This window comes from Synechococcus sp. H70.1 (assembly GCF_047502705.1).
Lineage (GTDB): Bacteria > Cyanobacteriota > Cyanobacteriia > Thermostichales > Thermostichaceae > Thermostichus.
This window is the reverse complement of the sequence record NZ_JANSIV010000042.1, coordinates 22,341-37,227: the sequence shown is the minus strand read 5'-3', so window position 1 is coordinate 37,227 and position 14,887 is coordinate 22,341. Positions and strand designations below refer to the sequence as shown.

General features: G+C 57.8%; 15 protein-coding genes. 7 read left to right on the top strand and 8 right to left on the bottom strand.

The genetic code is table 11. The features are described 5' to 3' along the window. The 5 genes from NW827_RS03200 to NW827_RS03180 form a co-directional block, all read left to right on the top strand. Window positions 1–441 (top strand): hypothetical protein (locus NW827_RS03200; RefSeq protein WP_414503326.1); only part of this gene is annotated, 441 nt, incomplete at its 5' end. Between the two features lie 435 nt (window positions 442–876). Then, window positions 877–1,530, top strand: coding sequence for a guanylate kinase (gene gmk / locus NW827_RS03195; protein WP_414361433.1), 654 nt, complete (start codon window positions 877–879; stop codon window positions 1,528–1,530). A gap of 183 nt (window positions 1,531–1,713) precedes the next feature. After that, the gene (gene speD, locus NW827_RS03190; RefSeq protein ID WP_414361435.1) at window positions 1,714–2,172 is read left to right on the top strand and encodes an adenosylmethionine decarboxylase; all 459 of its coding nucleotides are present in this window, start codon (window positions 1,714–1,716) and stop codon (window positions 2,170–2,172) included. Window positions 2,173–2,199: 27 nt separating this feature from the next. Further along, entirely contained in the window at window positions 2,200–3,138 is a 939-nt protein-coding gene (locus tag NW827_RS03185; protein ID WP_414361436.1) for a spermidine synthase, read from the top strand. A gap of 81 nt (window positions 3,139–3,219) precedes the next feature. Continuing rightward, window positions 3,220–4,371, top strand: coding sequence for an NAD-dependent epimerase/dehydratase family protein (locus tag NW827_RS03180; protein ID WP_414361438.1), 1,152 nt, complete (start codon window positions 3,220–3,222; stop codon window positions 4,369–4,371). Here the strand turns inward: NW827_RS03180 and NW827_RS03175 are convergent. The 8 genes from NW827_RS03175 to NW827_RS03140 all read right to left on the bottom strand — a co-directional run bounded on the left by NW827_RS03175 (window position 4,368) and on the right by NW827_RS03140 (window position 12,802). After that, window positions 4,368–5,279, bottom strand: coding sequence for a histone deacetylase (locus NW827_RS03175; RefSeq protein ID WP_414403639.1), 912 nt, complete (start codon window positions 5,277–5,279; stop codon window positions 4,368–4,370). The genes NW827_RS03180 and NW827_RS03175 overlap by 4 nt on opposite strands. 47 nt (window positions 5,280–5,326) lie before the next feature. Continuing rightward, the gene (locus tag NW827_RS03170; protein WP_414361441.1) at window positions 5,327–5,647 is read right to left on the bottom strand and encodes a hypothetical protein; all 321 of its coding nucleotides are present in this window, start codon (window positions 5,645–5,647) and stop codon (window positions 5,327–5,329) included. A gap of 440 nt (window positions 5,648–6,087) precedes the next feature. Then, entirely contained in the window at window positions 6,088–6,459 is a 372-nt protein-coding gene (rsfS, locus tag NW827_RS03165; RefSeq protein ID WP_414403640.1) for a ribosome silencing factor, read from the bottom strand. Between the two features lie 12 nt (window positions 6,460–6,471). Next, entirely contained in the window at window positions 6,472–7,113 is a 642-nt protein-coding gene (yqeK, locus tag NW827_RS03160; protein WP_414503325.1) for a bis(5'-nucleosyl)-tetraphosphatase (symmetrical) YqeK, read from the bottom strand. Then, the gene (gene lepA / locus NW827_RS03155) at window positions 7,106–8,917 is read right to left on the bottom strand and encodes a translation elongation factor 4 (RefSeq protein WP_414403642.1); all 1,812 of its coding nucleotides are present in this window, start codon (window positions 8,915–8,917) and stop codon (window positions 7,106–7,108) included. The genes yqeK and lepA overlap by 8 nt, the downstream gene beginning before the upstream one ends. Before the next feature lie 328 nt (window positions 8,918–9,245). Continuing rightward, the gene (locus tag NW827_RS03150) at window positions 9,246–9,770 is read right to left on the bottom strand and encodes an NYN domain-containing protein (RefSeq protein WP_414361449.1); all 525 of its coding nucleotides are present in this window, start codon (window positions 9,768–9,770) and stop codon (window positions 9,246–9,248) included. A 145-nt stretch (window positions 9,771–9,915) separates the two neighbouring features. Next, window positions 9,916–10,902, bottom strand: a complete 987-nt coding sequence (gene glyQ, locus NW827_RS03145; protein ID WP_414403728.1) for a glycine--tRNA ligase subunit alpha — start codon at window positions 10,900–10,902, stop codon at window positions 9,916–9,918. Between the two features lie 472 nt (window positions 10,903–11,374). Then, the gene (locus tag NW827_RS03140; protein ID WP_414361453.1) at window positions 11,375–12,802 is read right to left on the bottom strand and encodes a DUF697 domain-containing protein; all 1,428 of its coding nucleotides are present in this window, start codon (window positions 12,800–12,802) and stop codon (window positions 11,375–11,377) included. Between the two features lie 333 nt (window positions 12,803–13,135). On the opposite strand from NW827_RS03140, the gene NW827_RS03135 reads away from it, so the two are divergent. Together NW827_RS03135 and NW827_RS03130 are read left to right on the top strand one after the other, a co-directional pair. Further along, complete coding sequence (locus NW827_RS03135) at window positions 13,136–13,729, top strand: TolB family protein (RefSeq protein ID WP_414403643.1); 594 nt, start codon at window positions 13,136–13,138, stop codon at window positions 13,727–13,729. A 49-nt stretch (window positions 13,730–13,778) separates the two neighbouring features. After that, window positions 13,779–14,887 (top strand): LL-diaminopimelate aminotransferase (locus NW827_RS03130; RefSeq protein WP_414503324.1); only part of this gene is annotated, 1,109 nt, incomplete at its 3' end.

Here is a 14,887-nt window from a genome sequence, read left to right as displayed (position 1 = left end):
AGAGGGATCCCTCTGCTGTTGCTCCTAGGCGTCGGTTTGGCAGGATGTGGGGAGACGACCGGCAGCACCCCCCTGCCGACGCCGATACCGCCTCCCTCCCTCACCATCACCGATCTCTGGCCACGCACCGTCTCCGTAGGGCAAACCCCCACCTTTGTGGTCTCCTTCCGCGTCGAAGCCCCTGCCGGGATCCGCGGATCCAACGCTTTCTTGGCTGCCGTTACTACTCCGCTGGGTAACTTTGTCACCCTGGGGGTTTTCGATGCTTCCCAATTGCCCGGCTGCTTTGTCGGAGCCACCGCCTGCACAGTAACAGGGCTTACCCTGACCCAGAACCGCTTTACCGTTACCCAGACGGGATCCCATCAACTTACCATCAGCGTTTTCGATCGCCAGGAGCGGCTGGGCAGCGGCAGCTTTACCTTTAACGGCGTGCTCTAACGGGGAGCCTCCCTGAAGCCCCAATAGAACTTGCCGGTCCAGCAGAAATCTCTACCCAGAAAGGCCTTGCCAGTCAAGGGTGATCGGCGGTTTGACTTGCCACCTCAGGCTGCGGGAGGCTGCTCGGTTCCCAGGAACTTTGGCCCTCCCGTCGCCGCTGCGCGGGTGATTGCCATGCTCAGTTCCGAATTAGCTTTCTCCAAACGCCTCACCAGCGATGGCTGCGAAAGCGGCCTGCTGCACCCCGCGCTGTCAACCGCTTTGGGACACCCTCTCCCCTCGGCTATCTAGCCGGAAACCCTTGCCAACCCCATTCCTTACTGCCCAGGTCGGCGTGGCGGAGGAATCACAACCAGCCTGCGAGGAGAAGAGTAAGATATCCTAAAACAAACAAAACCAGCCAACTGTCCAGCCGTCCTCTGCCAATTGCTGCCTATGGCCGCTTCTCCTACCCTCCTATCTTTGCCAGGTTCCTCTGAGGTTAGGCAGTCCCAGGGATCGCCCCAGCCCTCCCCTCCTCGCGGTCGCCTAGTGGTTTTAACAGGGCCTAGTGGGGTAGGCAAAGGAACCTTGGTCAGCCACCTGCGCCAGCGCCACCCTGAGCTGTATTTTTCTGTCTCAGTCACCACCCGCCCCCCTCGCCCCGGCGAACAGGAAGGGGTCAACTACTACTTTCGCACCCGCGAGGAGTTTCTCAGTCTCATTGAAGCTGGCGAGTTACTGGAATGGGCGCAGTATGCAGGCAACTTCTACGGCACCCCTCGCCAGATTGTCTTTGAAAAACTCAGCCAGGGTCAGGATGTACTGCTGGAAATTGAGCTGGCTGGAGCTCGCCAAGTGAGGAAACTTTGCCCAGATGCCATTCGTATTTTCCTGTCGCCTCCTTCTCTAGAAGAGCTTGAGCGCCGCATTCGCCAGCGGGGCCAAGATTCCGAAGACAGCATTGAATGCCGCCTGCAGCAGGCTCGCAAGGAATTGGATGCCAAAGACGAATTCGATTACGTCATTGTCAACGATGACCTAGAGCGGGCTTTGCAGGAGCTAGAGGCCTTGCTTTATCCCCCGTCTTCAGGGAAGGGCCAGACGTAGCAGCTCTGCCCCTCTACCCGTCTGCTTGATTTTCCTCAGGCTGGAAGAACTCACGCTCCTGGCTCGACAGGCCAGAAGAAGGCTGCTCGGCCTTGTAATCCTCCTAAATTTGTGAGATAATGGCAAAACTGTGCTTTCTGCCTGCACGGCTTTTGTCGTCTATCTGGCCAATTAGGGGATAGTATGGTACACACACTATCTGGCCAATTAGGGGATAGGTCTCTGGCTCTAATCGGGATCCACTGCATCCTAGAGCTGTACGACTGCCCGGCCAACCTCTTGGATGATGTCTCCCTGGTGCAGCAAGCCTTGCGGGAGGCGGCTAGACGCTCCAACTCCACCCTCTTGGGCGAGCTTTGCCATCCCTTTGAGCCGCAGGGGATCACAGCACTGGCCCTCTTGGGAGAGTCCCACATCTCCATCCACACTTGGCCCGAAGTGGGTTATGCAGCGGTGGATGTGTTTACCTGCGGCCGCCATACGCGGCCGGAAGCAGCCTGCGAATATTTGATTGAGGTTTTTCAAGCACGACGGCATTCGCTGCGTAAGCTACCTCGCCGAACTACGGAGCCGGCACCCCTTGAGGAAGTGACGTCCTTGCCGGAGGCACTCAGTTGTGAGACAGCTAGACGAAGGCGCTGAGATTGCATCCCTTTTGCTGAGCTACCCATGAACCCGCCAAGGAGCTGCTTCTGGGCCCAGGAGTACTTCACCCCCTGGAGCTACACTGCCTTTGCCATTACCCGCGTTCTGGCCCACCGAAAGACCCCCTTCCAAGAAATGCTGATTGCCGAGACGGGGGCCTATGGCAAGGGCTTGATGCTGGATGGGCATTGGCAGTCCACTACGCTGGACGAGTTCCTCTACCATGAGGCACTTGTCCACCCAGCTCTTCTGCAGGTTGTCCAGGGGGGTGTGCTCCCCCGCCGCGTGCTCGTGCTGGGGGGCGCGGAAGGGGCAACGCTGCGGGAGGTGCTGCGCTGGCGCTCGGTGGAGCAGGTAGTGATGGTGGATATCGACGGAGAGGTGGTGGAGGCCTGTCGGGAACACTTGCCAGAAATGCACCAGGGATCCTTTGAGGATCCGCGGGTGCAGGTAGTCATTGCTGACGCTTTCGACTTTGTCCAGGAGACAGAGCCAGTTTGGGATGCCATCCTCTCCGACCTCTCAGATCCAGTGGAAGGGGGCCCTGCCTACCGCCTCTTTACCCAGGAGTTTTTCCGCCAGATCCGCTCCAAGTTGCAGCCTGGTGGGGCTTTTGTCCTCCAGGCTGGGCCGACAAGCCCCCTGGAGTTGTGGCAGCACACCCGCATCGTTCACACCCTGAAAACAGTGTTTGCTGCTGTGCAGACCTACACCATCTACGCCCCTACCTATGGTGAGCCTCTCGGATTTGCCCTGGCAGCTCAGGCTCCCATTCTCTCCAGGCCAGATCCGGAGCAAATTGACCAGCTCCTGGCTCAGCACTTGGATCCCAGTCGAGGGGAACTGCGCTTCCTCGATGGCATCACTCTCCTGGGCCTTTACCAAGTCCCTGCCTATGTGCGCCGCGCCATTGCCACTGAGACCATCGTCTACACCCTAGACAACCCTCCTCAGGTCGACTAAATCCCCCGATGAGATCCTGAGGTGTTTGTCTTTGGTGCCATAACTTGGTAGATTCTTGAACAGGCGAATTCCGCTTCCGCGATGAGAGTTCTAGTTATTGGTGGTGATGGATACTGCGGCTGGGCAACGGCTCTGCACCTATCCAACAGGGGCTACGAGGTGGCTATCCTCGACTCCTACATCCGCCGGCTTTGGGATCTGCAACTGGGGGTTGCTAGCCTGACACCCATTGCCTCGCTGGAGCAGCGGGTTGATCGCTGGAAGGGACTGACCGGTAAGGATATTCCCATTTTTGTATGTGACGTTACCAACTACCAGGCCTTAATTTCTTGCATGCGCCGCTTTGAGCCAGAGGCGATTGTGCACTTTGGCGAGCAGCGCTCCGCTCCCTTCTCGATGATCAGCCGCGAACATGCGGTGATGACCCAGGTTAACAACGTGGTGGGTACCCTCAACATCCTCTATGCCATCAAGGAAGAATTTCCCGACTGCCACCTGGTGAAGCTGGGCACCATGGGTGAGTACGGTACCCCCAACATTGACATCGAGGAGGGCTACATCACCATCGAGCACAACGGCCGCAAGGATACCCTGCCGTATCCCAAGCAGCCGGGATCCATGTACCACCTCTCCAAGGTGCATGACAGCCACAACATTCACTTTGCCTGCCGCGTCTGGGGCCTGCGGGCTACAGACCTTAACCAAGGGGTGGTCTATGGCGTGCTCACGGAAGAAACAGGCATGGACGAGGTCCTCATCAACCGCCTCGACTACGATGGGGTGTTCGGTACGGCTCTAAACCGCTTCTGTGTCCAGGCAGCAGTAGGCCATCCGCTGACGGTCTATGGCAAAGGAGGCCAGACGCGTGGCTTCTTGGATATTCGCGACACTGTGCGTTGTGTGGAGCTAGCCATCGCCAATCCTCCTGAGCCAGGTCAGTTTCGGGTGATGAACCAGTTTACGGAACAATTTAGTGTCGAGCAGCTAGCCGTGATGGTGCAAAAGGCGGCAGCTGCCATGGGCTTGAAGGTGGAAATCCAACACTTGGAGAACCCCCGCGTTGAGTTGGAAGAGCACTACTACAACGCCAAAAACACCAAGCTTCTTGATCTAGGCCTTCAGCCCCACTACCTGTCAGATTCGCTATTGGATTCGCTGCTTAACTTCGCCCTCAAGTACAAAGACCGGGTGGATGTGCGGCAAATCCTGCCTAAGGTGAAATGGAAAGGCTAACCCCCCAGGCAAGCTTGAGCTAGGCTCAGCCAGCCGCGGGCCAGGTTCTCCAGGTCATAGCCCCCTTCTAGGCCGAAGACGGTCTTGCGGGTCACCTCCTCCAGGCAAAGGCGGGCCATGCGGCCAAAATCTTCTGGCTCCAGCAGCATGCTGGCCAAGGGATCCCCTTTGGCACAGTCAAAGCCTGCACTCACCAGCAGCAAATCCGGTTGGAAGGCGCGCAGGAAGGGCAAAACCTTCTCATCGAGAGCCTTTTTATAGGCCGACCAATCCGACCCAGCAGGCAGAGGCACGTTGCAGAGGTTGCCGTGGAGTCCGGTTTCCTCCGCCCGTCCTGTGCCAGGGTAGAGAGGAAACTGGTGGATGGAGGCATAGGCCAGCTGGGGATGGCGCTCTACTACCGCCTGGGTGCCGTTGCCGTGGTGCACATCCCAATCGAAAATGGCTACCCGCTCAACCCCCGGCTGATCCAGGGCCCATAGGGCTGCAATGGCGGCGTTACTGAAGAGGCAAAACCCCATTGCCCGCTCTGGCTCGGCGTGATGCCCAGGAGGACGACAGAGCACCAGAGCCGGCTGCCCTGTAGCCAAGACTGAGGCCGAAGCAGCAATCCAGGCTCCCACTGCCCGCCGCGCTGCCTCAAAGCTGCCTGGAGAGACGATGGTATCGGCATCAAGGTAACCCCCACCCGCTGCAGCCAGCTCCGCCACCCGTTGAATATGCCAAGGGGGGTGGACTCGCTCCAGCTCCCAAAGCTCAGCCAAAGGGGGATCCCGCCACTCCAGTTGGCTGGCAAAAGGGGATCCCTGCAGAGCCTTAGAAATAGCTCGCAAGCGTGCTGGGCGTTCCGGATGAAAGGGACCTGTGTTGTGGCTGAGAAAAGTCTCAGAATAGTAGACAGGCAGCATGAATAGAATAGAAGCAATAGGCTGATGCCCTGCCTTTGCAGTGTAGCTTACCCGTAGAACACTTCCGACATAGCTGCTCCTACGTAGGGATCCTCAAAAGAGTCCTGTTGCAGCTTCTGCTTGACCACCTCCCGCACCACCGAGCGGAGCAGTTCCAGTTCTCGGGGATTAAGCTGATCGCGGCTAGGACATTCATCGGCAGCCAGCCACCTATAAACAGGAGGAACCCGGTTGAGAATCTGCTGCATTAGCGATTCTCGCTCTCTAGCATCATGAAACACTTGCTTATGGGGGTGCTCAGTGCAGAGGAAAGTTTCCAGTTCTGACAATGCCAGGTACTCGACAATATTCACCAACACTTTTTCCATCGGAGTTTCCCTCCCATCTTAAAACAAGCATTCAACAAAGTCTCTGCTGCAAAGGGTGCTAGCTGCCCCTTCCCCCTGCTCTTGGCAGGGGACTCGTATCTAAGCAGTAGACCCAGCTCCCCACCTGCGGGAAGTCACTGTCAATTCATTGGCTAAGATCCCCGCCGCAACTTGCTAGTATCTGGTGCCAAGAAGAAATTATTGGTATTTTGGGAAGTACAGAGGGAGGATTTTAACAAAGACTATAGAAACTCGCCTGCCCCTAGAAAGAAAGATCTTAGCCAATCACTCCTCGGTCAACATGCTAGCACGCAACCATGTAGGAAAGTGTGGAACTATTGAAAACTTTACATGTCTCACATATTTCTTGACAGCTGACTAAGGCCTTGGAAAGCCGGAAAAGCCCAAGGCTCAAAAAGTCAACCTTTGAAGCTAGGTCACTACCCTGCTAAAGGCAAGTCAACTCGCTGGGCCTGGATCCAAAAAGACTCTAAGTCGTAGTACTCTCTTTCGTTTTGCATCAGTACGTGAACGATGAGATCGGCATAGTCCATCAGGATCCACGAGCCTGAGTCTTGACCTTCAATGCGGCGCGGCCTCTGTTGCCACTCCTCCCAGAGCTTTTCCTCAATTGCCCGGGCAATGGCACGCACTTGCGTCAGCGAGTAGCCACTGACCAGAAGAAAGTAGTCTGCCAGTGTGGAAACCTGGGATACGTCCAGCAGAACAATGTCACCACCTTTTTTTTCTTCCGCTGCGCGAGCTGCAGTCAGCGCCATGCGATAGATGGGATCCCTGGCACGGCTAGGCATGAGCTGTAGCAACTAAGACCCTCCTGAAACGACTGGATGAACTGGGGATGCAGGCCTCTGGAAATCCTTTTTGTCCAAAGGATGGAGCAGGAAATGATTGCGAGTCATGAGTGTGCGTGGATGAACCACCTGATTCCGGTTTAGCAAAAATCTCAGGCTCAGATCGCAAACCCCTACCACAGCTTTAGATAAATCTACAAAAGCCAGACGTCGCAACTGCTCCAGCTCTGGGCTGTTGCCGCGGCTGGGTTCCAGAGCATCGGCCACAAAAACCACACAACTTAGCGGATCCATGCCGGGCCGCCCCAGCGTGTGGTTGGCAATAGCCGCTAGGATTTCCTCATCCTGCACCTGAAACTGTTCCTGTGCCAACAGGGATCCCACCTCGGCGTGGAGAATGTGGGGTTCAGCCCGTTCAATCTCGTCTAGCTCCCGCTCCCGAGCTACTCGCTGTAGCAGCTCCTCTGCTGGGAAAGACTTAGCCAAGTCGTGCAGTAGGCCTGCCCAAGCAGCTTTCTGCTCATCCAGCCCGTAGTGAGCTGCCAGTTGCCGGGCCATTGCTTCGACTCCTAGGATGTGGCGCAGGCGAGGAGGAGGCAGCCGCTCCTGCAGCCAGGCTAACACCTCCTCTCGCCGCAAGGTTAGGTTAGTCATTTTGCAACTTCAACACCGCCATAAATGCCTCTTGGGGCACATCCACTGTTCCCAGCGCCTTCATGCGCTTTTTTCCCTCCTTCTGCTTTTCCAGAAGCTTGCGCTTGCGAGTTACATCGCCCCCGTAGCACTTGGCCAAAACATTTTTGCGCAGAGCAGGAATAGTTTCGCGGGCTATCACCCGAGAGCCAATCGCCGCTTGGATGGGCACCTCAAACTGGTGGCGTGGGATCAGCTCGCGCAACTTAGCCACCAGGGATCGGCCTACCTGGAAGGCTTTGTCCCGATGCACAATCGTGGAGAGGGCATCCACCACCTCGCCATTGATGAGAATATCCAAGCGCACCAGATCGTCAGGTCGATAGCCCACCATCTGGTAGTCCATGCTGGCGTAGCCGCGGGTGCGAGATTTTAACTGGTCAAAAAAGTCCGTGATCACTTCCGCCAGAGGCAGTTCGTATACTAGCGTCGTGCGGCCCTGAGCCAGGTACCTCATATCCTTAAAGGTGCCGCGCTTGGTCTCGCACAGTTCCATCACTGGGCCAACGAATTCCTCCGGCAAAATCATTTCCACCCGGACAATGGGCTCCTCAATGCTAACGCGCTCGTTGGGAGGAGGCAGCTTGCTGGGATTGTCAACCTGGATTACCGAACCATTGTTGAGGGTAACCTGGTAGACCACCGTTGGGGCTGTAATCACCAAATCCAGGTTGTACTCCCGCTCCAGCCGTTCCTGAACCACCTCCATGTGCAGCAGACCCAAGAAACCGCAGCGGAAGCCAAAGCCCATGGCAGGGGAAACTTCCGGCTCAAAGTGGAGAGCAGCATCGTTGAGCTTGAGTTTTTCCAGGGCTTCTTTGAGTTCAGCGTACTGATCCGAGTTGCTGGGAAAGAGGCCGCAGAAAACCATGGGCTTAGCTTCTTTGTAGCCGGGCAGGGGCTCGGCAGCCCTGCGATGAACGAGGGTGATGGTATCCCCCACGCGGGCATGCTCAACGCTCTTGATGGCAGCGGCAATGTAGCCCACCTCCCCAGCATGGAGAGACTCAACCCGCTCTTGGTGGGGGCGCATCACTCCCAACTCAGTAACCTCGTACTCGCGGCCAGAGGCCATAAAACAAATCTTATCCCCCGTCTTCACCTCCCCATCCATGATGCGCACATAGACAATCACACCGCGGTAGGGATCGTAGTAGCTATCGAAAATCAGAGCCCGCAAGGGATCTGCCACCGTATCCCGCGGCGGGGGTACCCGCTGCACAATAGCCTCAAGGATCTCTGAGATCCCAAGGCCCACTTTGGCAGAGGCCAAGATAGCCCCACTGCAGTCAAGACCAATCACCTGCTCAATCTCAGCAATGACTCGCTCTGGGTCGGCGCTGGGCAAGTCAATTTTGTTAATGACGGGGATAATTTCCAAGTTGTTTTCTAGGGCCAGGTAGACATTCGCCAGAGTTTGGGCTTCCACACCTTGAGAGGCATCCACCACCAGGAGCGCTCCTTCGCAGGCAGCCAGCGAGCGGGAGACCTCGTAGGAAAAATCCACATGCCCTGGCGTATCAATGAGGTTGAGGACGTAGTCCTGGCCGTCTTGGGCCCGGTAGTTCATGCGGGCTGCCTGCAGCTTGATGGTGATGCCCCGTTCCCGCTCCAGTTCCATGCTGTCTAGAAGTTGCGGCTTCATCTCGCGGGCTGAAACGGTGCCAGTTGCCTCCAGCAGCCGGTCGGCGAGGGTGGACTTGCCGTGATCAATGTGGGCAATGATGGAAAAGTTGCGAATGCGGGAGACGGGAACGTCAGTCATAGAAACCTAGCCAGGGCAAAGATTTTTTACAATGCTAGCTTGTCTGCCCCTCTGGCTAAGCCAGGGTTGTTCAGAGGTTAACCCCACTGCGCGGCGTACTCCGCACCGCTGGCGCAAGCAAGGCGAGGAGGATCTCAACAGCACAAGGACAGGATCCAGCCCCTCCACCAGCTTGGGGAGCGGACAGGGAGACGAGCTTGCCAGCGCTACTTTTTTTGGGGTAGGAGGTATTTCTAGCTCAGGGGGAAGCTACGCTTGTAGAAATTCCTCTGTTGGAGTTGGAACCAGCATTGTCTAGGTCTTGCAGTCCAGCACGTATACTCAACGACTACTTGTCCAACTTCTCAATATAGGGGCGAATGTCGTTGAGGTCGATGTAGCGGTCGGTAGCGTTGCGCAGCTCGCGGGCAATCATCCCTTCGGTGGAGACAACGGTAATCGTGGTGTTTTTGGAGCGCAACAGCTCAACAGCCCGCTCAAAATCACCGTCGCCGCTAAATAGGATGAGCCGGTCGTATTGCCCCACCGTGTTGAACATATCGATCACAATTTCGATATCTAGATTAGCCCTCTGGGAGTAGCGGCCCGACTCTTCGTCTCGGTATTCCTTGAGGAGCTTGGTGCGCACCGTATAGCCCAAGTTGATCAGGGCATCTCGGAAAGCTCTTTGATCGTTGGGATCCTTGATGCCGGTGTACCAAAACGCATTGACCAGCTCGACATTGGGTTGTGACCTGACAAAGTAATCCAAGATGCGGCGGGGGTCAAAGAACCAGCCAATTTTTTGTTGAGCATAAAACATATTGTTTCCATCAACAAAGATGGAAACCCGTGTAACGGGATAGCGAAACATAAATTTAGTTAAGGTCGACTGGTCAGGAAAAGAGAATGAAAACGAGGGCGCTGATTAGCTTAACGCAAAGAGGGTTGCAACAGGGCAAAGGTGGCTGATGTCAGTTTTCTATCATAGCCAAAAGAGGGTCCCTTGGCTCCGGTTCCTAGCCTAGCAAAGGGGTTTCCTGGCAACTTAAGTTGGGTTCCGGCTGGGGCAGAGCAGGGCTGAACTTCAAGCGATCCACTTGGCTGAGGTAGAGCTCTGCCAATTGTCGGGCCAGGTTGCGGATGCGCCCAATGTAGAGGGTGCGCTCGGCCACGGCAATGACGCCGCGGGCATCGAGCAGGTTGAAGGTGTGGGAGCACTTGAGCACGTAGTCGTAGGCAGGCAAGAGCAGCGACACCGGTGGCTGCTCGGGAGTCACCGGTTTCTCTAGCTTCTGCTGCGTGGTTTCAATCAAGCGCTTGGCTTCAGCTTCGTAGAGGCGGAACAACTCCAACAGCATCTCGGGATCCGAGTACTCAAAGTTGTAGTAGGATTGCTCCACCTCATTTTGGAAATAGATTTGCCCATAGGTAATACGGCCCAGGGAAGGGTGCTCACTCCAGCAGAGATCGAAAACCGAATCCACCCCCTGCAGGTACATGGCTAGGCGCTCCAGCCCATAGGTAATTTCTACGGAAACGGGGTGGCAATCCTGCCCGCCTACTTGTTGGAAGTAGGTAAATTGGGTTATTTCCATGCCATCTAGCCAAACTTCCCAGCCTACGCCCCAGGCGCCGAGGGTAGGGGATTCCCAGTCGTCTTCCACAAAGCGAATGTCGTGCTCTGCCGGGTTGATGCCCAAAGCCCGTAGGCTGTCCAGGTACACCTCTTGGATGTCGTCGGGGGAGGGCTTGATCAGGACTTGGTACTGAAAGTAGTGCTGTAGACGGTTGGGGTTTTGGCCGTAGCGCCCATCGGTGGGGCGGCGGCAGGGCTCCACATAGGCCACTCGCCAGGGATCCGGCCCTAGAGCGCGCAAGAACGTGTGGGGGCTCATGGTGCCCGCCCCCTTTTCCAAGTCGTAGGGCTGGAGGATGAGGCAGCCTTGCTCCCCCCAAAACTGCTGCAGGCGTAGGATTAGGTCTTGAAAGGTTTGGGCTGACATAGAGATAGGGCGGAGAGCTTTCCCCATCCTACCAAGGCATCTCCCTTGCTCAGTCAATCAGCTCCTCCCAAACAGGTAGAACGGTGGAATCCCCGTCAAAGGCCTGTTGGAGGGCGCTCTCCCACAGCGTGCCCATTTTGGCCAGGCAGAGGCGGTGGGTGACTTTGAGCTAATTGGCCGGCACCCGACCAAGTCGAGGGGGGTTGGACTTCAGGGCCCATTGGGCCGCCTCCTCCAGTGCGTAGGAGAGGGTGGGTCCAAGATGGGCTTGCTGTGTCTCTTGAAGGCAATTCCCGACTGGAGATAATCAAGGCTGCGGCTCTGCCCTCCCACCAGGAAGCTGCCCTGGGCGTCGATGCCGTCTTTTTCTAGCTGCGGTTGGTCTTGCTTCTGAATGTGGCGGATCCCAGGTAGCGGGCCACGTCGTAGAGAGGGGGCAGGGTGAGGATGCCAAGACTGGAGCAAGGGGCTCTTAAAGCAGCGCCAAACCAATTTTGGCGCAGATCTCTTCGCGAAGCCGGGCAGTAATGGAGGCCTCGTCCAAATCGGCCAAGATCTGGGCGATGACCGTCCTGGGCCCCTCCGGTCCCCAACTGGCTCCCTGGGCCAGGTAGCGACGGGCCGCCTCGCCAAGAGCGTAGCAGGAAAAACCGGCCAAGACCGCCTGCGTCAGGGCTACCGAACCGTAGGCCCCTAGGGAGAATCCCCCGCTAAAGGGCAGGGATCCCCCCAGCAGGGTTTTCAGGGATCCCAGCCCCAGCAGCGCCACCCATTCTCCTGCTCCCAGGCTGAGCATGCTGAGGACAATCTTTTGCAGCAGTTGTGTGGCTCCGGCGGTGCTCATGGGCCAGCCGTAGAGGCGGGCCAGGCGCAGGATGAGGGCAATATCCAAAGCCAGCCCCCCCAGGGTATCGAGGAGAGTGATGGGGTTGAGGGCGACGGCCAGAGCCTTGGTGCGGGCGGCGGCGGCAATGAGATCTTGGGCTTGGTGGGCGCGGCTTTGCAGCTTGCGCTCGATGACTTTCTGGTTGACGCGATCGGCAAAGAGGAGGGCATTGAGAGCTAGCAGGGAGCGCCCTTCCCGATGCAAGACCTCTAGGATTTTCAGGCGTAGGGCATCGACTTGGGGGGGACCGATCTCCATCTCCACGCCAAAGCTGCCATCTGGCTTCTGCACCAAGCGTGGCACGCGCGGCGAGGCTGCCACCAGGACAATCTCGTCAGGGGAAAGAAGCTGCCGCACCCGTTCGTTGCGGATCTTGTCGTAGATGGCCTGGCGATCCGCCTCTGGGTACTGGTCAATTTTGTTGAACACCAGCAGCAGGGGCTTGCCTGCCTCCCGCAGAGTCGCTAGGGCCTCAAACTCCACCCGCGTCAGATCCCCGCAGACCACAAAGAGGATGAGATCCGCCCGCTGGGCCACCTCCTGGGCCAGCTGCGCCCGCTCTTGGCCGTCTACTTCATCCAGACCGGGGGTGTCGATCAGCTCCAGACGCGATCCCTGCCAGTGGCTAACCTGAACTGACTGCACTGAGGCCGGCGGCAGGTGGGATCCCTGCAGGGCCTTGCCAGAGGAGGAGTGGGGACGAGTTTCCCAACTGATGTTCCAAGCTGCCGTTTGCTGGGTGCGGGTGGTGCCATGGGTAGGCCCTGTCTGGAAGACCGGCTCCCCTAGGAGAGCATTGAGCAGAGAGGACTTGCCTCGCCCCACCAGGCCGAAGGCAGCGATGTGGATCACCTCAGTTTCCAACTTGTCCAAGAGCGCTTGCAAGTTCTCCAGCTCCCTTTCTAGGCCCGCGATCTCTTGGGGGCGCAGATCCAGTTGGGCCACCCACTGGCGCAGGCTGCGCTTGGCTTGTTGGTAATGGAGATCGTCTTGCAGAGTGTTGCGGCGAGCCATAGCCGTAGCGCCCAGTGGTAGCGGAGAACAACCCAAAAGAGGCAGATTCAACAATCAACAATACCAACGATGCAGAAAAGCCGAGCTCAAGGCAAGGCAGTTAGCCTTCCCGAGGGCAAAACCCTTGAGAGGCCATTTTCCCTCGCCACCTAAACGGCGCGGCCCCAGAACCAGCTCTCCTCCCACACCTGCTCAACGGCCAGGAAATAAGGGTACCAGCTTCCAAAGTAGCTGCAGCCAACCTCCACTGCTGGGGGGTTCTGAACCAACCTTAGCCTGGCCGGAATTGGTCAACCAGGTATGATGGAAAAAAGGGGTCGGGAAAGCGATACTATGCTGACCAAGGGCTGGATTGTGTTCAGCCGAGCCAGGGGGTTGGGAAGGGTAGGCCTGGTCAGCTTGGGCTTAGTGCTGTTGGGCTGTAGCCCCCCAGGCTTTCGTACCCCACCTCCTAGCTTGAGCAACAGCGGGCTCAACAGCATTTTCCCCGATGGGGAGCCTGCTTTGAGTGGGGATGGTCGCTACCTAGTGTTTTCCTCAGCCCGCAGCGGCAGTCAGGATATTTTTCTCTACGACATGGTGGAGCGGCGGCTGGTGGACTTGCCCGGGCTTAATTCCAGCGACGTGGCTGCCAGCTCGCCCGACATCAGTGCCGATGGCCGCTACATCGTTTACGTGTCCAATGCGCTGGGCAAATCGGAGATCTTTCTCTACGACCGCGAAACCCGTCGGGTTGAGAACATCAGCAGCCGGGTGCCAGGGGATGTGCGCAACCCCACCATCAGCGGCGATGGCCGCTTTATTGCCTTTGAGAGTAACGGTCGAGGACAGTGGCACATCGAGATCTTTGACCGCGGCCCGGCAGCGGCCACGCGGCCCTCTGCCCCCAGCTCCTCCCCTGACGGCAACAATCCCAGTAATCCCTAAAGAGAGCCCGCTGCTTGGATCGCCGCCCTAGCCCCTCTGGATTTGTCGCATGGTTGCTGCCTTTGCCCAACGCCTTGAGCCGCTGCGCTCCAATGTCTTCGACCAGCTAGACCAGGCCAAGTGGGAGGCGCGGCGCCTGGGCGTAGATGTTATCGACCTGTCTCTGGGATCCTCGGATCTGCCCCCGCCTCCGGAAGCGCTGGCAGCCATTCAGAGGGCCCTGGCAGATCCCTCCACCTATGGCTACACCCTGTTTCACGATACCGCTGAGTTCCGCGCTGCCTGTGCCCAGTGGTACCAGAGGAAGTTCGGCCTAGCCATTGACCCCGAAACGGAGGTGCTGCCCTTGATTGGATCCCAGCAGGGCACAGCCCTTCTACCGCTGGCCCTGCTCAACCCCGGGGATATTGCCTTGGTTACCGACCCTGGCTACCCCTCCCATGTGGGTGGGATCCATCTAGCGGGCGGGATCCCTTACTACTTGCCTCTACGGGTGGAAAACCGTTTCCTGCCCCAGTGGGACGAGATCCCAGCAGAGATCTGTCGCCGGGCCCGCCTCTTGGTGCTGAGCTACCCCCACAACCCCACCACCGCCACCGTCACCCCGGAGTTTTGGCAGGAGACGCTGCAGTTTTGTCAGCAGCACGACATCCTCCTGGCCCATGACTTCCCCTACGTGGACTGGCGTTTTGACGGCCAGGTGGCCCCTTCGGCGCTGCAGGCGGATCCCGACAAGACCCGCACCATCGAGTTCTTTTCCCTCTCCAAGTCCTACCACATGGGTGGGTTCCGGGTGGCCTATGCCATCGGCAGCCGCGAGCTGATCCAAGCTTTGCGCCTGGTGAAGTCCACCATTGACTTCCATCAGTACCAGGGCATTCTGCGGGGGGCAGCGGCGGCCTTGGCGGCTCCCGATAGCTTCTTGGATCACTGGCGGCAGGTGTACCGCGAGCGGCGAGATCTGGCGGTGGCCGCTCTGCACCGCATCGGCTGGCCCGTGCCCCTACCGGAGGCCACCATGTACCTGTGGGCGCCCTTGCCCGAGTTTTATCGGGGATCCTCGGCCCAGTTTTGTCTGGACTTGGTGAGGACTACCGGCGTTGCCCTGTCGCCGGGCTCTGGCTTTGGTTCCAGGGGCGAAGGCTATGTGCGCTTTGC